The sequence below is a fragment of the Aeromonas sp. TS_SC_11 genome (assembly GCF_057318915.1).
On the sequence record NZ_CM170470.1, the window covers coordinates 3,213,438 to 3,232,417 of the forward strand.

Below are 18,980 nucleotides of genomic sequence, written 5' to 3' on the forward strand. Positions count from 1 at the left end.
TCCCCCTGCTATCAGTGGTGATGTTGCGATCAGTTTTGCAGGAACGCATCCATGGCATAGGTGGGTTTGCCACCTTGATCCATCAGGCCGAGCGAGTAATTCTGCCAGCCGTTATGGCTCTGGGGTTCCCAGTAGAAGACGCCCAATCCCTTGTTGTCCGGGATCCATTTCATCTTGTTGAGCAGGTCGACCAGGGTGTCGTAGCTGTTTTTCGGATCATCCCAGGGCATGCCCACCTCCACTATCATTACCTCCTTGCCATGGCGGCTGACCATATCGGCAAGGTTGTCATAGCAACGGTTGTTCATGGAGAACCAATCGCCATTGCCGGTCTGGGTGGGGTAGATGGATGCGCCGATCACATCCCACTTGGCGCCATTGGCCTTGAGGCCGTCAAACATCCAGCGGTAAAGGGCATTGTTCTCGCAGTTGGCGAGATGGACTATCACCTTGGTCGACTTGTTGACGGCCTTGACGGCGTCATAACCACTGTTGATCAGCCAGGCAAAATTGCGCATGTTGGCCGATGCCTTGCCGTCATCCCACAGCATGCCATTGTTGGTCTCGTTGCCAACTTGTACCCATTTTGGCGTGATGCCGGCCTGCTTCAGGGCGACGAGCGAGTTGTAGGTATGCCAGTAGACGTTGGACATCAGCTGCTCGAAGGTATAGCCCTGCCAGGCGGCCGGTTTGGTCTGTTTACCCGGGTCGGCCCAGCTGTCGCTGTAGTGAAAGTCGATCATGATATCGAGGCCCGCCGCCTTGGCCCGTTTGGCTTTGGCGATGACATCGTTGAGGCTATTCCAGCCTCCGGCCGGATTGACCCAGACCCGCAGCCGGATGGTGTTGATGCCGTGCTGCTTCAGGGTGAGCAACAAATCTTGCTGCTTGCCACTGTCGTTGTAAAACCTGTAGCCGGACTGCTCCATCTGGGTTAGCCAGCTGACGTCGGCTCCCTTGACCATGGCAGTACTTTCTGACGGGTAGAGCATGCTGGCGCCAAGCACCAGAGCACTGATCAAGCTCAGTTTCATCCTTGTTTCTCCGTAATTGAAAAGGGGTCGGGCTCATGGCTGAACCCGGGGCAGGGGGAAGGTTGTAGGGCAATCGCCTGCCTGGATGCGCCATGGCCATGGCACATCCAGGCAGGTGCTGGGCAAACGTAATATGGGCCGGAGACGGCCCATGGGTGCGTTACTGCGCCTTGCTCACCGTCAGCTGGATGCTGGCGGGATCGCGGCGATCCAGGGTAAAGAGGTAGGCCCCATCCTCGAGGGGGGTGAACTTGATGTCGCTCCACTGGTAACCGGCCTTGACGATGACTGGCTTGCCGGCTTCCACCTTGCTGGCGGGGTCGAACTGGCCGTAGGTGGTATCACTCTTCCACTTCTCATCGGCAATCTTGAATTTGTAGGCGCCGTGGCTGGCTTGCAGGCTGGTGGTGACGGTGAGCAGATCAGGTTGACTCTGGACCAGTTGCTGGGCGGCCGGGGCCTCCCAGTTGTTCATCTCCCCGCGCAGGAAGAGAGGACGAGTCTGCGCCGTATCGGCCTCGGCGGCCCAGACTGGATGAAGGCAACCAAGCAGGGTAGCGGCCAGGAGCGTGTGTTTGAGCATTGTCGTTTCCTTGTGTTGTGTCTCAGTGGCGCCGGCCGGTGTCGACCGGCAATCGGTTACAGGCTGAATCGTTGTACCAGCGTGAGCTGCTGTTGTGAGAGCTGTTGCAACTGACTGCTGGTGTGGGCAACGTGGGTCAGCATCTCCTGGTTATCATCGGAGATGCTGTTGATATTGTTCATGTTGCTGGCAATTTCTTGACTGGTGTTCTGCTGTTGCTGGGCAGCAATGGCGATCTGGATGCTGAGATCCGCCACCTGTTGCAGCGAGCTGGCGAGGTGGATGAGGGTGTGACGGGATTGCTCGCTGTCATCGGCGCAAAGTGCCATCACATCGGTGCAGCCACTTATGGTGGTGACGGCCCTGTGCACGCTCTGCTGTAGCGCCGTGATCATCGCCTGAATGGTGGTGGTGGATTCTGTGGTGTGCTTGGCCAGCTGGCGTACCTCGTCTGCCACCACGGCAAAGCCTCTGCCCTGTTCTCCGGCTCTTGCTGCCTCAATGGCGGCGTTGAGTGCCAGCAGGTTGGTCTGTTCCGCAATCCGGCTGATGAATTCCAGAATGCTGCCTATGTTGTTGCCCAGCCCGTGAACCTCCTCGACGATGCGGCGCGAATCCGCCAGACGATGGGAGAGCTGGGTCATGCGCATCAGGGTGTTTTCACTCATGGTGCTGGCGGAACGGGCTTGCGTCGACACCTCCTTGATCGTTTGCTGGGCATGTCCGGCGCTCTCTGCCACATCGCGTACCGTGTGCTCCATCTCGAGCATGGCGCTGGCAACACTGGCCGTTTCACTGCGCTGCTGCTCCAGTTGTCGCTGCGCATTGAGCTGGGCACACTGGTTCTGGTTGGCCATCTCCCCCAGCGAGCTGGCGGCCATCACAATTTGCCCCAGCATGTTGCTCATCTCCTGGGCGAGGGCATTGATCCCCTTGGCCAGTTGACCGAATTCATCCTGTTGCCGATGGCTGATGCGCCTTGTCATGTCATCCCGACTCAGGGCTTCGAGCACCGTCAGGGTCTGCTTGATGGGGGTTCGGATGGAGTGAATGATGCGCCAGAGCACCAGTGCGCTGACGGCCAGCGACAGCAGCAGACCGACAAACAGCAGGGATTGCAGCTGGCTCAGGATCTGTTTGCTGCTCTGTACTCGCTGGGCAAGCTGGGTATCGATACTGTTGTCGATCTCCGCCAGCTCACCCAGCACCGAGTCGATGATACGGGTGGCCTGAGTGCTCTGGTTGCGCAGTTGATCGCTCTCTTGTGCCAGGCGAAGGTGGGTTGCCAGCAAACCTGCGTTGCCTGCGCTCTGTTGTACCACCCGGTCAAACAGGGTGCCCACCGACTGCTCCAGATCTATCTTGCCGCCAAAGGCGCTCTCCTGCTTGAGCAGTTCTGCCGCCAGTGTCTGGCGTTGGCGCTGGATAGCCTTGCTGAGTGTCTGGTTGCCGGCCAGTTGCCCCGCAATACGGGCCGCATCCTGCAGCTTCATCGCCGCCTGTGTATTGGTGAATAACAGCTCCAGCTGGTTGACCAGCGCATTCTTGAGTCCGGCTGTGTAGTGGGCGCCCAGTGTTTCAACCAGCATGGCGAGATCTCCCTGCAGGCGCTTGTTGTCACGGGTCAGGGAGGTGTCTTCTGTCAGGATCTGCTGGCTCTTCAGGTTGGCGGCATAGCTGTCAACAATCTGGGTTGCAAGCTGCCAATAGGTCGTCTGCTGCTCGGTGAGGGCATGGATGCGGCTGATCATGGCCGGGTGGTGCGAGGCCTTGTTGCCAAGCAGTGCCAAGTCCTGTTCAAACGCCTGCTGCCAGCGTGCAAGCTCGGCTCGTCCCTTGCTGACGTCATCGCTCGCCTGCAGGGTGAGCAGGCCACGCAGCGCCTTGTCTTGCATAAACAAGTCTTTGGTCACCGAGCGACTCTGAACCAGAGTGGGAGCAACCTCGCCAGTCAGGATGTCGACCTGCATGGCCAGCTGGTTGCCTGCTCGTAACGAGACCATTACGGCGAGAACCAGCAGAGTGATGATCAGACCAAAGCCCAATATCAGGCGTTGGATGATGGATATCTGTGGCATGGGTATTTTCATTGGTATCGCTTACATGTTGAGAGTGACATGGCTGACCGTCGATGAGGATCACCAATATGGTATTTTTAGCCGGCTTTATCAGGAGGTTGGTGAGTGTGAGTCATACTTCACGACGCTTTATAGCGGCGTGTCTTTGTACTCAAATTCACTGATTTTGTGTAACGTTTCACTGTTTGTGGTCATTGTTACACCGCCATGGTGCTCAACCAAACAGGATTTAAACAGGGTTGAGAGTCGGCTCTCATTTCGCTGGTATTTTGTGCTGCAGGAAGGGAGTGCTTTGGGTCTGAGGTGAAGGGTGAGCGGCAGGGCATGGGATCAGGGAAGAAAAAAGCCCCCGGTATTGGCGGGGGCAAATCTGGCATGGATAAAAGCGGGTGTAGAGAAGGCAGAGGGGTTAGCGGCTGATCCGGGTGCCATCGGCGGCAAAGACAAGGCAGTGCTCAGGTGAGAAGAAAACATCGAGCTGCTGGTACGGCTTGAAGGCATTGTCACCGGGCAGCAGCAGCTTGAAGCCGTCGATGCCACAGCATTGGCCGAACAGATAAGTACTGTTGCCAAGGCGCTCAACCACTTCACAGGTGAAGGAGAGATGGATGCCATCACCGCCAGGAACCAGGTGCTCTGGCCTCAGGCCCAATGTGATAGTACTGCCAGCTGCCAGCTCGTTGGTGATGATGGGCAGGGTGATGGTTCTTTGCTCTGACAGTGCGAGCTCCAACTGGCTGGGAGACCAGCTAATGACCTGGGCTGGCAGGAAATTCATCTTGGGTGAACCGATAAAGCCGGCCACAAACTGATTGACTGGTTTGTAATAGAGATCCATGGGTGAGCCGACTTGCTCCACCTTGCCGTAGTTCATCACGACTATCTTGTCTGCCAGTGTCATGGCCTCGATCTGGTCATGAGTGACATAAATCATGGTGGTTTTCAGCTCCTGGTGCAGCTTGGCGATATGCAGGCGCATCTCGACCCTCAGTTCGGCATCCAGGTTGGAGAGGGGCTCATCAAACAGGAACACCTTGGGGTTGCGCACTATGGCACGACCAATGGCAACCCGCTGCCGTTGTCCCCCCGAGAGCTGTTTTGGTTTGCGGTCAAGAAGATGGGAGAGTTGCAGCGTCTTGGCAACCATGCCGACCTGATGCTGGATCTGATCCTTGGGCACTCCGTTCACTTTCAATCCATAACCCATGTTTTCAGCCACAGTCATGTGGGGATAGAGGGCATAGGACTGGAATACCATGGCGACGCCACGGTGGGCAGGGGCAACATCGTTGACCACAGTGCCCCCGATGGCGATATGGCCGTCGGAGATCTCTTCCAGACCGGCGATCATTCTCAGCAAGGTTGATTTGCCACAACCTGAGGGGCCGACAAAAACGGTGAATTCACCATCTTCCACCTCCAGATCCACATTGTGCAGTGTCACGTTGGTGCCGAAACGCTTGACAACACTGTTCAGACTGATACTCGCCATACTGCTAACTCCTTGATTATAAATCCAATCTGTCATGATGCTCGATGTCGTTTGTGACACGGGGAACACATCAGGAACCAGACATAAACAGCCGGAAACCCGCTTCGCGACGACTGCATACATCACTTGTGGCAGGAATATAACAGTGGAGTGTAACCGCTTGCACAAAATGCTGTTTCTTTTGTGTATGAGATCACAACCTTTGCATATGCTGCTGGTAGATATGACGTGCTCCGCTTACCGTAATCACATTCGGTGTAACCGTTACCCTTGTGGCGGCCCTCTCGGGTGAGTTCATGGAGGAGTGGCCTGGTGAGGTGTACCGGGAAAGCATACCGGATCTCATGGTGCAGAACTGAAAGTGGATTATTAATAAATTAGTTATGTAATTTGTCGCGTTTTTTGGCAACGCAGCCTGCAACCCTTGCTGAGATTGTGTAGTGGCTTGGTAGACAGAGAGTCATACCCGTGTGATTGGAAAGAGTGAAATTATTACACACATTGGTTTGATACACGGCAAAAAACACGACGAAACAATCATTTTCGCTTGAACATGGACAAGGATAAAAGATGAAAATCAATAAGTTAACAGCAGTGATTATGTTGTCATTGGGGGCGGGCAGCCTGTTGAGCCATGGGGTGATGGCGGCAGAGGGTGAGCTGCTGGTGTGGGAAGACATCAAGAAGTCCAATGGCATTGAAGATGCGATCAAGGCATTCGAAGCCCAGTACAAGGTGAAAGTGAAGATCCAGGAGATGCCATATGCGCAGCAAATCGAGAAGCTGCGGCTGGATGGCCCGGCAGGCATAGGTCCCGATGTACTGGTCATTCCCCATGATCAGGTCGGTGGTGCCGTGGTGCAGGGGCTGCTGTCCGAACTCAAGGTGGATGCCAAGTACATGGACAGCTTTACCAAGCCCGCCGTGGATGCGCAGACCTATGAAGGCAAGTTGTACGGTATTCCTAAAGCGGTCGAGACCATAGTGCTGGTGTATAACAAGGACATACTGCCAAAAGCACCGGAAACCTTCGATGACTTGATCAAAGTTTCCAAAGAGCAGCGCGCCGCCAATAAATATGGTCTGCTAGCCAAATTTGACGAGATTTATTACTCATATGGCGTCGTTGCCGGTATGGGGGGATATATTTTCGGCCAGAATGCCAATGGTTCCCTGAATGTGAACGATATCGGGCTGGCCAATCAGGGGACGATTGATGCGGTCACCTTCCTCAAATCGTTCTACGCGGATGGCTTGTTCCCGGCAGGGATCGTCGGTGAGACAGGTGCCAATGCCATCGACTCGCTGTTTACCGAGAAAAAAGCTGCTGCCGTTATTACAGGCCCCTGGGCATTCAAACCTTACCAGGACGCCGGCGTGAATTATGGGGTGGCACCACTGCCCACTCTGCCAAATGGCGAGCACATGCGATCTTTCCTTGGGGTAAAGGGATACAGCGTCTCTACTTATTCCATTCAGAAGGAGTTGGCTCAACAATTCATCGAATTTATCAACCAGCCTGAATACGCCAAAATTCGTTTTGAGAAGACAGGTGAGATTCCACCCGTCAAGTCACTGATTGATGATCCGGTTATCAAGGGGGATGAGAAAGCAAGGGCCGTTGCCATCCAGGCCGGTTATGCCGTTCCCATGCCAAGTGTACCGGAAATGCAAGAAGTATGGACGCCCTCCAATAGCGCTCTGCAATTGAGCGTGACCGGCAAGCAAGATGTCAAGGCTGCCCTGAATGGTGCCGTTAAAACCATCAATATGCAGATTGAGGCAAACCACGCAAACCGGGATTAACGATACGCAGGCGTTACGCCTTGCCTGCATGGGTAGTATTAAGCTGCTTGATGCTACCCATGTTTCTTTAAGGATAGGAGGTATATTGTGGTTGTCGATTCCAGCGAAATCGCACAGGTTGGTTTAAAAACCCAGCACGCCAAGATTGCGGCATTATTATCGCTGATCCCGGGCTTTGGTCAGTTTTATAACAAGCAGTTTATCAAAGGTGCGCTGTTTTTTATCGTCATGTCTTGTTTCCTTGGCGTATTCAATGACTTTTTACAACAAGGATTTTGGGGGCTATTTACGCTGGGGACCGAGTTGCCAAGAGATAACTCGGTGTTTCTGCTGGCTAAAGGGGTGATCAGTGTCTTGATCGCGACGTTTGGTGTCGGTATCTATTACTGGGGGCTCCGCGATGCTTATCTCTGTGGTGAAAAGCGGGATCAGGGCTATGCATTATCTGGTATCAGAAAACAATATCAGCTTTTGTTGAGTGAAGGTTTCCCTTATCTGATGATCACCCCGGGTTTTATTCTGCTGGTGTTCGTGGTGGTCTTTCCTATTATTTTTGGTTTTTCTATTGCCTTTACCAACTACGATTTGTATCACACGCCACCGGCCAAGCTGGTTGACTGGGTTGGGCTGAAAAACTTCTTTAATATATTTCGTCTGGATCTGTGGCGTTCCACCTTGCTGGACGTATTGCAGTGGACAGTGATTTGGACCCTGATTGCGACCACATTGCAATGTTCGGTTGGTGTCCTGTTGGCGATCCTGGTCAATCAGAAAGACCTCAGGTTTAAAGCGCTCATTCGCACCATTTTGATATTGCCATGGGCAGTGCCCGGTTTTGTCACCATTCTGGTTTTTGCCGGCATGTTCAATGAAACCTTTGGGGTGATCAATAATGGCATTCTGGCGTCATTAGGTATTGAGCCCAAGCAGTGGATGACGGATCCTTTCTGGACTAAAACGGCATTGATCCTGATGCAAACCTGGTTGGGTTTCCCGTTTGTCTTCGCCATGACCACTGGCGTATTGCAGGCTATTCCGGACGATTTGTATGAAGCGGCTACCATAGACGGTGCCAGCACATGGCACAAATTGACCACGATTACCTTGCCTTTGGTACTATATTCGATTGCGCCGATCCTGATTACCCAATACACCTTCAATTTTAATAACTTCAACATTATTTATTTGTTCAATAACGGTGGCCCGGCTGTAATTGGATCCAATGCGGGTGGTACGGATATTCTGGTCTCCTGGATTTACAAATTGACCATGTCCTCCTCTCAATATTCCATCGCGGCCAGCATTACGATTTTGCTGTCCATCTTCGTAGTTGGTATCGCACTGTGGCAATTCCGTGCAACCAACTCCTTCAAGCAAGATGATATGGCCTAAGGAAAGCTGGAATATGAGTGTCAAACACAGTGTTAAAAAGAGTAACTTTATTCGGCTGGGCATCAGTTATGTGCTGCTGTTGATGGTCGCGGTGATCATCATCTATCCACTTATCTGGACTGTGGGGGCTTCCCTTAATCCGGGCAGCAGCCTGCTCAATACCTCGATCATGCCTGACAATCTGTCGTTCCTGCATTACCAGGAGCTGTTTGATGGCCGGATTGATTATGCCGCCTGGTATTGGAACTCCATGAAGATCAGCTTCCTGACCATGGTGCTCACCTTGATCAGCGTCAGCTTTACCGCCTATGCATTCTCCCGCTTCCGCTTTCGCGGTCGCCAGAATGGACTGATGCTGTTTCTGTTGCTGCAGATGGTGCCCCAGTTCTCGGCCCTGATCGCCATCTTCGTGCTGGCGCAGATGCTGGGTCTGATCAACAGCCATCTGGCGCTGGTGCTGGTTTATGTGGGGGGCATGATCCCCATGAACACCTATCTGATGAAAGGCTATCTGGATGCCATCCCCAAAGATCTGGATGAATCTGCACGGATGGATGGTGCGGGCAACTTCCGGATCTTCATCGAGATCATCATGCCCCTTTCCAAACCCATCATAGCGGTGGTGGCCCTCTTCTCTTTTACCGGCCCGCTCGGTGATTTCATCCTGGCCAGTACCATCTTGCGTACCCCGGATCAATTCACCCTGCCCATCGGGCTCTATAACCTGGTCGCCCAGAAGATGGGGGCCAGTTACACCACCTATGCGGCCGGTGCCGTGCTCATCGCCGTGCCCGTCGCCATTCTTTATCTCTCACTGCAGAAGTACTTTGTTTCCGGCCTGACCGCAGGCGGAACCAAGGGCTAATCACACAGGACCTCAACGATGAAATTAAAAAACAGTTTGTTGGTGGCGGCCATGCTGGCCACTGGATTGACCATGATGGCCCCCTCGGTTCTGGCGGCTGAAACGGTGCAGATCCAGCCGGTCAAGGTGGCGGCTGACTTTATCAAGGGTGCGGATCTCTCCATGTTGGCCGAGGTGGAAAAGCACGGTGGCAAGTTCTTTGATGAGCATGGCAACCCGCAGGATGCCATGGCCATCCTGAAGGAGAATGGCTTCAACTATATCCGCCTGCGGTTATGGGTCGACCCCAAGGATGCTGATGGCAAGCCTTATGGTGGCGGCAACAATGATCTGGCGACCACCATAGAGCTTGCCAAGCGGGCCAAGGCCAATGGCATGAAGTTCCTGCTGGATTATCACTACAGCGATTTCTGGACGGATCCGGCCCGGCAGAACAAGCCCAAGGCATGGGCCAGCATGAATATCGACCAGCTGACCGAGGCTGTCTATCAACACACCAAAACCACCATGGATGCCTTTGCCAAAGCCGGTGTGTTGCCGGACATGGTGCAGGTGGGCAACGAGATCAACGGTGGCATGCTGTGGCCGGAAGGCAAGAGCTGGGGCCAGAACGGGGGAGAATTCGACCGTCTGGCGGGTCTGCTGAATGCGGGGATCAAGGCAGTCAAAGAGCATGGGGAGCAGATAAAAATCATGCTTCACCTGGCGGAGGGGACCAAGAATGACACCTTCATCTGGTGGTTTGACGAGATAACCAAGCGCAAGGTGCCGTTCGATATCATAGGTCTCTCTTACTACATCTACTGGAACGGCCCCATGAATGCCCTCCAGTACAACATGGATGACATCAGCAAGCGCTATGACAAGGATCTGATCGTGGTCGAGGCGGCCTACGGCTATACCACAGCCAACTGCGATAACGCCGAAAACAACTTCACCTCGAAAGAGGCGGATGATGCAGGGTATCCCGCCACGGTGCAGGGGCAGGCCAATTATCTCCATGATCTGCTGCAGGTAGTCACTAAGGTGCCGGAAGGGCGCGGCAAGGGGGTCTTCTACTGGGAGCCGGCCTGGTTGCCGACACAGGGCGCCACCTGGGCCACCAAGGCTGGCATGAAATACAACAGTGATGATTGGAAAGAGGGCAATGCCCGCGAGAATCAGTCGCTGTTCGATTGCCAGGGCAAGGTGTTGCCTTCCATCAAGGCGTTCAACTAGTCACCCATGATCGGCGGGCCTGTGTGTCCGTCGGCGATGATGTCCATTATATGGAGATAGTGCATGTTCAAGTTTCCCCCCCTGAGCAGCAAGGTGCCTGTCCTGTTGCACGGTGCCGATTACAACCCTGATCAATGGCTCGATGATCCTGCCGTGCTGGCCAAAGACATAGAGATGATGAAGCAGACCAACAGCAACGTGATGTCGGTCGGCATCTTCAGCTGGTCGGGTCTGGAGCCCGAAGAGGGGCGTTATGAATTTGGATGGCTGGATCGGGTGCTCGATACGCTCTACGCCAACGGCATCTATACCTTCTTGGCCACCCCGAGCGGGGCACGTCCCGCCTGGTTGTCAAAGGCCTATCCCGAGGTGCTGCGCACCGACAAAAACCGGGTCAAGGCATTGCACGGTGGTCGCCATAATCACTGCATGAGCTCACCCGTTTATCGTGACAAGGTGCGCCAGATCAACGGTGCCCTGGCCAAACGCTACGCCAACCATCCCGGTGTCATCGCCTGGCACATCTCCAACGAATACGGTGGCGAGTGTCATTGCGAGTTGTGCCAGCATCAGTTTCGCGATTGGCTCAAAGCCCGTTACGGCACTCTGGATGCACTGAACAAGGCGTGGTGGAGTACCTTCTGGAGCCACACCTTCACCGATTGGCAGCAGATAGAGTCCCCATCGCCCATTGGCGAAAGCACCATCCATGGTCTGAATCTGGACTGGAAGCGCTTTAACACGGCCCAGGTCAGCGACTTCTGTGCCGCCGAAATAGCCCCCCTGAAGGCGGAAAACCCGGCACTGCCCGCGACGACCAACTTCATGGAGTACTTCTACGACTATGACTACTGGCAGCTGGCCAAGGTGATCGACTTCATCTCCTGGGACAGTTACCCCCTCTGGCACAATGCCGAGGATGATTGCACCCTGGCGGCCTATACCGCCATGTACCATGACCTCATGCGCACCCTAAAAGGGGGGAAACCTTTCTATCTGATGGAGTCAACCCCCAGCCTGACCAATTGGCAGCCCATCAGCAAACTGAAAAAGCCGGGCATGCATATCCTCTCTTCCCTGCAGGCGGTGGCTCATGGCTCCGATTCGGTGCAGTACTTCCAGTGGCGAAAGAGCCGTGGCTCGGTGGAAAAATTCCATGGCGCCGTGGTCGATCATGTCGGCCATATCGATACCCGTGTTGGCCGCGAAGTGCAGGCGCTGGGAGAAACTCTGAGCAAGATCTCTGCCGTAGCCGGCAGCAAGGTGGAAGCCAGAGTCGCCATTATTTTTGACTGGGAGAGCCGCTGGGCCATGGACAACGCCCAGGGTCCCCGTAATGCCGGTCTCTTCTATGAGAAGACGGTGGCCGAGCACTATCGTGCCTTCTGGGAGCAGGGTGTCGCGGTGGATGTGATCAATGCAGATTGCGATCTGAGCCCTTATGCGCTGGTCATTGCCCCCATGCTCTATATGGTTCGCGACGGCTTTGCCGAACGGGTCGACGGTTTTGTCCAGGCGGGGGGGCGCTTCGTGACCACCTACTGGTCCGGCATCGTCAACGAGACGGATCTCTGTCATCTCGGCGGTTTCCCGGGGCCATTGCGGCCAGTGCTCGGGATATGGGCAGAAGAGATCGATAGTCTCTATGACCATGAGCGCAACGCTATCAGTGGCCTGCCGGACAATGAGCTGGGGCTGAAGGGACCCTATGAGGTGACCCAATTGTGCGATCTGATCCAGTTGGAAGGGGCGCGTGCTCTCGCCAGCTACGACAGCGACTTCTATGCCGGCCGCCCGGCGGTGACGGTCAACGACCATGGCAAAGGACAAGCCTATTACATCGCCTCGCGCAACGATCTGGCGTTCCAGCGTGACTTCTTCGGCAAGCTGATAGAAGAGCTGGGCTTGCCACGGGCCCTGGCCACCGAACTGCCGTCGGGGGTCACAGCACAGCGCCGCACCGATGGTGAGCAGGAGTTTATCTTCCTGCAGAACTACACCTGTGAGGCTAGAGCGGTGTTGCTGCCATCTGCTTACGCGGAGATGAGTACCGGCCAGCCTCTGACAGGGAAACTTGCCCTGGAGGCTTATGGCTGCCGTGTCTTGAGCCGTCCGGTTCAGTAAACCCCGAGCCCGTCTTGTAGACGGGTTCTTTTGATTATTTCCCGGTGCGTGAGCTGCGGGTAAAAAAGGGAGACAAGCATGGTATCCATGCACGATTTCAAGCGTCTGTTTGGTCTGGCACTGGGCCACAAATCGCAAAAAGGGCAGGAACCAGAGGCTGTGTCCGGGCTGGATAAAGAGGGGATCCGGCAACTGGTGGCGGCATTTGGTGGAAAAGAGAACATCGAGTCGTTTGATGCCTGTCTGACCCGGCTCAGGGTCAAGGTCAAGGCGCTCTCGCCGGTGAACAGCGAAGCGTTGCAGCAGTTGGGCGCCATCGGCGTCATCATCATAGGGCAGGAGGTGCAGGCCATCTTCGGCAAGCGCTCTGACAACCTGCGCCGGGATCTCGCAACCTGGTTTGAATAATGTGATCCGGCGCGATAGTGCTGGTCAGCGAGTCTGGCTACGCCTGATTGACTCGCCTGTTCTGCCGTATCTGGTCACTCGCCCATGACGTATTGAGCTGTTATGGCTTGTCCTGGGCGCATAAACAACAACGCATTGCCAATTTCTCATCTCAATCATTGGACTGTACATGTCAGTAAATATGAAAAAGACCAAAATCGTCTGCACCATAGGTCCCAAGACCGAATCCAAAGAAATGCTGGCTAAAATGCTGGATGCTGGCATGAACGTCATGCGCCTGAACTTCTCCCACGGCGACTACGCCGAGCACGGCGGTCGTATCAGCAACCTGCGCGCTGTCATAGCCGAAACCGGCAAGCACGCAGCCATACTGCTCGACACCAAGGGTCCGGAAATCCGTACCATCAAGCTGGAAGGCGGCAACGACGTTGCCCTGGTCGCTGGCCAGACCTTCACCTTCACCACCGACCAGACCGTCATTGGCAACAAAGACAAAGTGGCCGTGACCTATGCCGGTTTCGCCAACGACCTGCGCGTCGGCAACCGCATCCTGGTGGATGACGGCCTGATCGGCATGGACGTGATCGAAATCACCGAGCGTGAAGTCATCTGTAAAGTGCTGAACAGCGGTGATCTGGGCGAGAACAAAGGCATCAACCTGCCGGGCGTCTCCATCAAGCTGCCGGCCCTGGCCGAGAAAGACAAGCGCGACCTCATCTTCGGTTGTGAGCAAGGCGTTGATTTCGTTGCGGCCTCCTTCATTCGCAAGAAAGAAGACGTGCTGGAAATCCGTGAGCACCTGAAAGCCCACGGTGGCGAGAACATCCAGATCATCTCCAAGATCGAAAACCAGGAAGGCCTGGACAACTTCGACGAGATCCTGGCTGTCTCCGACGGCATCATGGTGGCACGTGGCGACATGGGCGTGGAAATTCCGGTTGAAGAAGTGATCTTCGCCCAGAAGATGATCATCACCAAGTGCAACAAGGCACGCAAAGTGGTTATCACCGCCACCCAGATGCTGGATTCCATGATCAAGAACCCGCGTCCGACCCGCGCCGAAGCTGGCGATGTGGCCAACGCCATTCTGGACGGTACCGATGCAGTCATGCTGTCCGGTGAGTCCGCCAAGGGCAAGTACCCGCTGGAAGCCGTGACCATCATGGCCACCATCTGCGAGCGTACCGATGCCGTTATGCCGTCCAACCTGTCTGCTGCCAACGACAGCAACAAGCTGCGCATCACCGAAGCCGTTTGTAAAGGCGCGGTCGAGACCTCCGAGAAGCTGGGCGCCCCGCTGATCGTGGTTGCCACCGAAGGCGGCAAATCTGCTAAGGCCATTCGCAAGTACTTCCCGCAAGCCTGGATCCTGGCCATCACTACCAACAAGAAGACTGCTGCCCAACTGGTTCTGACCAAGGGTGTGGTGACTCATGTGGTTGACAGCATCGCCTCTACCGACGATTTCTATCGCATCGGCAAAGAAGCGGCGCTGGAAAGCGGCATGGGTCTGAAGGGTGACGTGGTCGTCATGGTCTCCGGTGCTCTGGTACCGAGCGGTACCACCAACACCGCCTCCGTTCACCTGCTCTGATCTGCGTTAAACCCATGGTGAAGAAGACGCCGGCCTCAAGCCGGTGTCTTCTCTATTGCCCTTCGACCGGAGGGTCAGTGAAGGGATTGACGTGCTCAGCGCTGGCGAGCCTTGAATCTGGGATTGCTCTTGCAGATCACGAACAGCTTGCCGCGGCGACGGACAATCTGGCAATCCGGGTGGCGCGACTTGGCTGATTTGAGGGAGGAGAGCACTTTCATGACTTGTCTTTTCCTTTGTTGAAAAATTGGCCGAAACGTTGACCAAAGCGGGCGACCTGGCCCTCCTTGCCGATCTGCTTCTGCTTGCCGGTATAGAAGGGGTGAGATGCACTGGAGACATCCAGGGTCACATAGGGATAGGTATTGCCATCCTCCCACTGCTTGGTGCGGTCTGTCTTGAGGGTGGAACCCACCAGAAAATAGGTATTGGCGGTCAGATCGTGAAACAGGACCTGACGGTATTCGGGGTGAATGTTGGGGCGCATGATACTCGCTCTATGAATTGGTATGTTATCTTATAACAACTAAATCATGCTCCTGTTGAGAATGAATATCAACTATTTTTTAGGGCGCTATCAGGGTAGATGAAGGGGGCATGGAGCATAAAACGGACGGGTATGAGCCGCCCGGGAGCAGGAAAACCGGTTATCTGCGACGTCACTGCAACTTTGATTGAAGGCCTGCTTGGGGAAGCAGATAATCCCTCCTTTACTTTTGATTTTTACTGTATAAAAATACAGTTATAAATCATGGAGACTTATCCTATGCGTCTGGAAATCATCATCGACAAGAAACATCAGATCCCCACCACTACCATGGAGGCGCTGCGTCAGGAGCTGCTCAAGCAGTTGGGCGAGAAGTTCCCCGACCTGCATGTGCGGGTCGCGCCGGGCGGCGCCATGGCGATGACGGTCAGCCGTGCCAGCAAGGAAGACAAGGAGCTAGCGGAGGCCATGGTGCAGGAGGTGTGGGAGAACGCCGACAGCTGGATGCCGGAAAACGCCGCCTCCTGAAGCTAGATGGCTACCGGGTGAGCGTAAATAAGGCTGGCAAGGCCTGAAACCGGATTATCGGATCAAATGAAACGCAGCCCTGGGCTGCGTTTTCTGTATCTGGCTATGTTACGACTCGCGCTGTTTAGCCTCTGCTGAAGATAGATGCGCTTACAATCCGGCCCACCGTTTGAGGCTGTTGACCTGCACTTTCTGGTCGGCCTGGGTGATCTCGCCATTGGCGCGAAGTGCCTTGATGGCGACAGGCAGGGCGGCGCGTACCTCGGTGGCCGTCATGCCGGCGTGAAGGGCTGGGTGATAGGCGAGCTTGAGCAGCACATAGTCGAGTCCGGTGGGGAAGCTGTCGATGCTGTTGTCGTTGAAGATGGAGGGAAACACCTTGTCCGAGTCGTTGGGCAGCCCCATCACCTGGGTGAGCTCTTCCACCACGCAGTCGAGAAAACGTCCCTTGGCGCGGCTGTAATCCACGGGAATGATGATGGTGGCGCGCGCTATCTCGTAACGGGCATTGATGGCGAAATTGGCCATGCACAGTCCTTCCTTGAGCGCCGTCTTGATGGCCGCATCCTGGCCCATGGTCCGTTTGGCCCAGTTCGCCATCCGGGCACGTTCGGTCATGATGAGCGTGATGTTGGGTTTGTCGTTCACCAAGATGATAGGGTGGCCTATGATGCCAGCCAGATGCTGGCTCTGGATCTTGACCACTTCGGTTTGCAGCGGCTTGTCGCCAAACTCGTTGATGAGCTTGAGGCGGATGGGCTGTTGCCAGCGGGCAAATCGCACGTTCTGCTCCTCGCCATACTCCCGCTTCATGGCGACTTCGAAAAAGCTGTCGATGAGATACGCATCGCTCTGCCAGCGCTCGGCGGCAGTGAGGGGCAGCGCCAGTAGCTGCGCCATCATGATCCACACTCCCATCAGCCATCCCTTGAACATGACGGAACGGGGGCGCGGCAACGGGGGGCGGCGAAATGAGGTCATGTTTCCTCCTTGAAACGGCTATCGATCAGCGAGCGGCACGCTCAAGGTCACGCCAAGTAAGCCAGAGCCTGAGATCAAACTCCAGTTGATGATAGTCCGGCTCCATGTGCTGACAGAGCTGGTAGAAGGCCTTGTTGTGATCCTTCTCTTTCAGGTGGGCCAGCTCGTGTACCACTATCATCTTCAAAAAGGCAGGGTGGGCCTCCTTGAACAGGGCGGCGATGCGGATCTCGTTCTTGGCCTTGAGTTTGTTGCCTTGCACCCGGCTGACGTAGGTGTGCAGACCGAGGGCATCCTTGATCACGTTGATCTTGCCGTCGAAGATCACCTTGGAAAGGGGCGCCGAGCTTTTGAGGTAGCGATTCTTCAACTCCATGGTGTAACCCAGCAATGCCTTGTCACTCTGGATCAGGTGACTGTCCGGGTAGCGTATTTCCAGCATATCCCCAAGCTTGCCTGCCGCGATCAGCTGTTGTACCTGGGCCTTGAGCGGGTCTGGATAGCCCCCGAGATAGGTCAGTTCCGCCATGGTTTGTTACTCGTCACATCAAAAAAGAGCGTCATTGTAGTCATCCCGCGTCGGCTTGGATAGGGCTTGCGCTTGCCCGAAACGGGTCGTCTGCCCAAACAAAAGGGCCGTCACTGCATGCAATGACGGCCCTTTTCGGCGATGGAGCGGGATCAGCGCCTGCGATAGAGACCCGGATCCACCTCTTCATACTGGCTCACCAGATATTGATAGAAGGCGAGACTGGATGGGGTGGTCGGTTTTTTCAGCTCGTCTGCAACCCGCTCTGGTTTGGCGATGATGAACTTGGGGCTCTGGCGCTTGATGTCGGCCAGCACCCGCTCACGCACATCGTAGGGCGGATTGACGTTGGCAAAGAAGAGGTAGGCCGACGCTGGTTGGCGATCGGTCCACAGATAGTATTGCGGCTGAATGCCATCGACCCAGATCTTGTCGGTCGGGCCGGTTTCGGCCTTGATCCGGTCGACCCGCATCTGGGCTGGCGGGTTGAACGGCTTGCCCTTCAGGCTGCCCTCCCAGGCGTTGTTGAGCAACAGGGCAAGCATGGCCAGCGAGGCTAGCCAGGGGGTGGCACTGCGCACATCCCAGGCGCGCCACAGGGGCACCAGGATCAGCACGGGCAAGGCCCACAGCAGGCTGTTGCCGAGCACTTCCCGTACTCGTTCCAGCGACCACTCTTTGGTGCTCCAGCCATAACCGAGCTGCTGGGCCAGCAGCCAGCTGGCAGTCAACACCACCAGCGAGATGCAGAGCAGGCCGAGACCATCGGCCTGCTGTTCGCTGCGATCGAGCAGACAGGCGAGCGGCAGCAGGGCCAGCGGCAGATAGAGAACGTCGTAGTGATCAAACACATGGCCGGAGACAGAGTTGGCAATCAGGGTAAAGATCACGCCAAACAGGGTGGCGCACAGAGCGGGCAGATACCACTCCTGACGCCGGCCCATCATCAGGACGATGAAGGCGGGCAGCAGCATGATGAGGCCGGTGCGCAGCAGGCCTACGCTGCCCACATCCGGCGAGAAGCCTGTGCCGTAGCTGCCCTCGAAGAAGATATCGAAGGCGTAATACTTGAATTCGGCCAGCAGGTTGTGGTGCTGGAAGTAGGCGAACAGGGGGCCGCCAATCAGGGCCAGACCCAGCAGGCTGGAAAAGAGCAGGGCGAAGGCACAGCGCCACTGTTCGCGCAGGCACCAATGGCAGAACAGTACCAGATACCAGGCGCCCCAGAAGGCGCCGTTGTTGGTGCGCATCCAGGCCACGATGGCAAATGTCAGCGCCGCCACCAGGGCTGGCCCCCAGCTGAAGCGTTTGTCCAGCAGCATGGTGATGAAGGCCCACTGGGCGATGAGGGCCAGGTGGAATGTCCAGTCCTCGGTCATGTTGCCGTAGTAATAGCGGGTGCTGTAGAGCGCCAGCACTGCCAGCATGGTGCCGAGGCGGGCGCGCAGGGAGAGGCCAAGCTGAGCGAATGCCTGCCAGCTGGCCAGCAGACCGAGCCAGCAGAGCGCCCACTCCAGCAGCCAGATCCCGAAGAAACCGCCCATATGATAACCGAGCGCATCGAGGGCGAAGATCATGGGGCCCTTGATGTCGATCATGTCCCGGTAGAGCACGCCCCCCTCGCTCCACATCTTGCCCATCACCGCAAACAACGAGGCATCGAAACCGGGGGCCATGCCATGAAACAGCGGATTGCGCAGACAAAACAGCAATGCCAGCAGACCGGTGAGCAGGATGACTAGCGGCCTTAGGCCCGGATTGACACGAGGAGCGGTAAAACGGATGGCATGATTCATGGGTGACCTGTTCCTGCTGGGAAGTCTCGAAAGCGGGCCTATCTTGCCGAGCCTGACTGCGCTAT

At 55.7% G+C, this 18,980-nt stretch carries 18 protein-coding genes; 9 read left to right on the plus strand and 9 right to left on the minus strand.

Translation table 11 applies throughout. The features are described from left to right. Positions 1-29: 29 nt before the first annotated feature. The 3 genes from AC1P02_RS14995 to AC1P02_RS15005 all read right to left on the minus strand — a co-directional run bounded on the left by AC1P02_RS14995 (position 30) and on the right by AC1P02_RS15005 (position 3,695). Positions 30-1,034, minus strand: coding sequence for a glycoside hydrolase family 53 protein (locus tag AC1P02_RS14995; RefSeq protein WP_485182573.1), 1,005 nt, complete (start codon positions 1,032-1,034; stop codon positions 30-32). Between the two features lie 160 nt (positions 1,035-1,194). Further along, complete coding sequence (locus AC1P02_RS15000; RefSeq protein ID WP_155603982.1) at positions 1,195-1,617, minus strand: early set domain-containing protein; 423 nt, start codon at positions 1,615-1,617, stop codon at positions 1,195-1,197. Between the two features lie 56 nt (positions 1,618-1,673). Next, positions 1,674-3,695 carry a methyl-accepting chemotaxis protein gene (locus tag AC1P02_RS15005; RefSeq protein WP_485182574.1) on the minus strand — a complete coding sequence of 674 codons (2,022 nt, stop codon included), beginning with the start codon at positions 3,693-3,695 and terminating at the stop codon, positions 1,674-1,676. On the opposite strand from AC1P02_RS15005, the gene AC1P02_RS15010 reads away from it, so the two are divergent. Then, on the plus strand, positions 3,694-4,002 hold the full coding sequence (locus tag AC1P02_RS15010; protein ID WP_374994233.1) for a hypothetical protein: 309 nt from the start codon (positions 3,694-3,696) through the stop codon (positions 4,000-4,002). The genes AC1P02_RS15005 and AC1P02_RS15010 overlap by 2 nt on opposite strands. Before the next feature lie 102 nt (positions 4,003-4,104). On the opposite strand, the gene AC1P02_RS15015 is transcribed toward AC1P02_RS15010, so the two are convergent. Continuing rightward, positions 4,105-5,187 carry an ABC transporter ATP-binding protein gene (locus tag AC1P02_RS15015; protein ID WP_017412380.1) on the minus strand — a complete coding sequence of 361 codons (1,083 nt, stop codon included), beginning with the start codon at positions 5,185-5,187 and terminating at the stop codon, positions 4,105-4,107. A 570-nt stretch (positions 5,188-5,757) separates the two neighbouring features. Here AC1P02_RS15015 and AC1P02_RS15020 point away from each other — a divergent pair. The 7 genes from AC1P02_RS15020 (at position 5,758) to pykF (ending at position 14,594) form a co-directional block, all read left to right on the plus strand. Further along, positions 5,758-6,993, plus strand: coding sequence for an extracellular solute-binding protein (locus AC1P02_RS15020; RefSeq protein WP_271786363.1), 1,236 nt, complete (start codon positions 5,758-5,760; stop codon positions 6,991-6,993). Between the two features lie 87 nt (positions 6,994-7,080). Further along, positions 7,081-8,385 carry a carbohydrate ABC transporter permease gene (locus AC1P02_RS15025; protein WP_059112375.1) on the plus strand — a complete coding sequence of 435 codons (1,305 nt, stop codon included), beginning with the start codon at positions 7,081-7,083 and terminating at the stop codon, positions 8,383-8,385. Between the two features lie 13 nt (positions 8,386-8,398). Beyond that, positions 8,399-9,250, plus strand: a complete 852-nt coding sequence (locus tag AC1P02_RS15030) for a sugar ABC transporter permease (RefSeq protein ID WP_059112374.1) — start codon at positions 8,399-8,401, stop codon at positions 9,248-9,250. Between the two features lie 18 nt (positions 9,251-9,268). Beyond that, the gene (locus AC1P02_RS15035) at positions 9,269-10,468 is read left to right on the plus strand and encodes a glycoside hydrolase family 53 protein (protein ID WP_485182575.1); all 1,200 of its coding nucleotides are present in this window, start codon (positions 9,269-9,271) and stop codon (positions 10,466-10,468) included. Positions 10,469-10,531: 63 nt separating this feature from the next. Next, positions 10,532-12,592, plus strand: coding sequence for a beta-galactosidase (locus AC1P02_RS15040; protein ID WP_485182576.1), 2,061 nt, complete (start codon positions 10,532-10,534; stop codon positions 12,590-12,592). Positions 12,593-12,670: 78 nt separating this feature from the next. Further along, positions 12,671-13,000: a PTS sugar transporter subunit IIB gene (locus AC1P02_RS15045; protein WP_059169109.1), complete on the plus strand. Its 330-nt coding sequence runs from the start codon at positions 12,671-12,673 to the stop codon at positions 12,998-13,000. A gap of 181 nt (positions 13,001-13,181) precedes the next feature. Next, positions 13,182-14,594: a pyruvate kinase PykF gene (gene pykF / locus AC1P02_RS15050; protein ID WP_485182577.1), complete on the plus strand. Its 1,413-nt coding sequence runs from the start codon at positions 13,182-13,184 to the stop codon at positions 14,592-14,594. Between the two features lie 95 nt (positions 14,595-14,689). Here the strand turns inward: pykF and ykgO are convergent, their stop codons facing one another. Next, positions 14,690-14,815, minus strand: a complete 126-nt coding sequence (ykgO, locus tag AC1P02_RS15055) for a type B 50S ribosomal protein L36 (RefSeq protein WP_005300174.1) — start codon at positions 14,813-14,815, stop codon at positions 14,690-14,692. Further along, complete coding sequence (locus AC1P02_RS15060; protein ID WP_005310870.1) at positions 14,812-15,081, minus strand: type B 50S ribosomal protein L31; 270 nt, start codon at positions 15,079-15,081, stop codon at positions 14,812-14,814. Before AC1P02_RS15060 ends, ykgO begins: the two co-directional genes overlap by 4 nt. A 279-nt stretch (positions 15,082-15,360) precedes the next feature. On the opposite strand from AC1P02_RS15060, the gene AC1P02_RS15065 reads away from it, so the two are divergent. Then, positions 15,361-15,609, plus strand: coding sequence for a DinI family protein (locus tag AC1P02_RS15065; protein ID WP_021140432.1), 249 nt, complete (start codon positions 15,361-15,363; stop codon positions 15,607-15,609). A gap of 150 nt (positions 15,610-15,759) precedes the next feature. Here AC1P02_RS15065 and AC1P02_RS15070 read toward each other — a convergent pair whose 3' ends face one another. From AC1P02_RS15070 to AC1P02_RS15080, 3 genes are all read right to left on the minus strand, one after another. Then, positions 15,760-16,590, minus strand: a complete 831-nt coding sequence (locus tag AC1P02_RS15070) for a DUF2927 domain-containing protein (protein WP_485182579.1) — start codon at positions 16,588-16,590, stop codon at positions 15,760-15,762. Positions 16,591-16,615: 25 nt separating this feature from the next. After that, the gene (locus AC1P02_RS15075) at positions 16,616-17,119 is read right to left on the minus strand and encodes a M48 family metallopeptidase (RefSeq protein WP_485182580.1); all 504 of its coding nucleotides are present in this window, start codon (positions 17,117-17,119) and stop codon (positions 16,616-16,618) included. A gap of 152 nt (positions 17,120-17,271) precedes the next feature. Beyond that, a complete protein-coding gene (locus tag AC1P02_RS15080) occupies positions 17,272-18,915 on the minus strand; it encodes a hypothetical protein (RefSeq protein WP_485182581.1) in 1,644 nt (547 codons plus the stop codon). Between the last annotated feature and the right edge of the window lie 65 nt (positions 18,916-18,980).

Excerpts from the sequence above, each read along its gene's own strand:
- AC1P02_RS14995 (WP_485182573.1), bottom strand. The coding sequence starts at position 1,034 with ATGAAACTGAGCTTGATCAGTGCTCTGGTGCTTGGCGCCAGCATGCTC.
- AC1P02_RS15000 (WP_155603982.1), bottom strand. The coding sequence starts at position 1,617 with ATGCTCAAACACACGCTCCTGGCCGCTACCCTGCTTGGTTGCCTTCAT.
- AC1P02_RS15010 (WP_374994233.1), top strand. The coding sequence starts at position 3,694 with ATGGGTATTTTCATTGGTATCGCTTACATGTTGAGAGTGACATGGCTG.
- AC1P02_RS15005 (WP_485182574.1), bottom strand. The coding sequence starts at position 3,695 with ATGCCACAGATATCCATCATCCAACGCCTGATATTGGGCTTTGGTCTG.
- AC1P02_RS15015 (WP_017412380.1), bottom strand. The coding sequence starts at position 5,187 with ATGGCGAGTATCAGTCTGAACAGTGTTGTCAAGCGTTTCGGCACCAAC.
- AC1P02_RS15020 (WP_271786363.1), top strand. The coding sequence starts at position 5,758 with ATGAAAATCAATAAGTTAACAGCAGTGATTATGTTGTCATTGGGGGCG.
- AC1P02_RS15030 (WP_059112374.1), top strand. The coding sequence starts at position 8,399 with ATGAGTGTCAAACACAGTGTTAAAAAGAGTAACTTTATTCGGCTGGGC.
- AC1P02_RS15035 (WP_485182575.1), top strand. The coding sequence starts at position 9,269 with ATGAAATTAAAAAACAGTTTGTTGGTGGCGGCCATGCTGGCCACTGGA.
- AC1P02_RS15040 (WP_485182576.1), top strand. The coding sequence starts at position 10,532 with ATGTTCAAGTTTCCCCCCCTGAGCAGCAAGGTGCCTGTCCTGTTGCAC.
- AC1P02_RS15045 (WP_059169109.1), top strand. The coding sequence starts at position 12,671 with ATGGTATCCATGCACGATTTCAAGCGTCTGTTTGGTCTGGCACTGGGC.
- pykF (WP_485182577.1), top strand. The coding sequence starts at position 13,182 with ATGAAAAAGACCAAAATCGTCTGCACCATAGGTCCCAAGACCGAATCC.
- ykgO (WP_005300174.1), bottom strand. The coding sequence starts at position 14,815 with ATGAAAGTGCTCTCCTCCCTCAAATCAGCCAAGTCGCGCCACCCGGAT.
- AC1P02_RS15060 (WP_005310870.1), bottom strand. The coding sequence starts at position 15,081 with ATGCGCCCCAACATTCACCCCGAATACCGTCAGGTCCTGTTTCACGAT.
- AC1P02_RS15065 (WP_021140432.1), top strand. The coding sequence starts at position 15,361 with ATGCGTCTGGAAATCATCATCGACAAGAAACATCAGATCCCCACCACT.
- AC1P02_RS15070 (WP_485182579.1), bottom strand. The coding sequence starts at position 16,590 with ATGACCTCATTTCGCCGCCCCCCGTTGCCGCGCCCCCGTTCCGTCATG.
- AC1P02_RS15075 (WP_485182580.1), bottom strand. The coding sequence starts at position 17,119 with ATGGCGGAACTGACCTATCTCGGGGGCTATCCAGACCCGCTCAAGGCC.
- AC1P02_RS15080 (WP_485182581.1), bottom strand. The coding sequence starts at position 18,915 with ATGAATCATGCCATCCGTTTTACCGCTCCTCGTGTCAATCCGGGCCTA.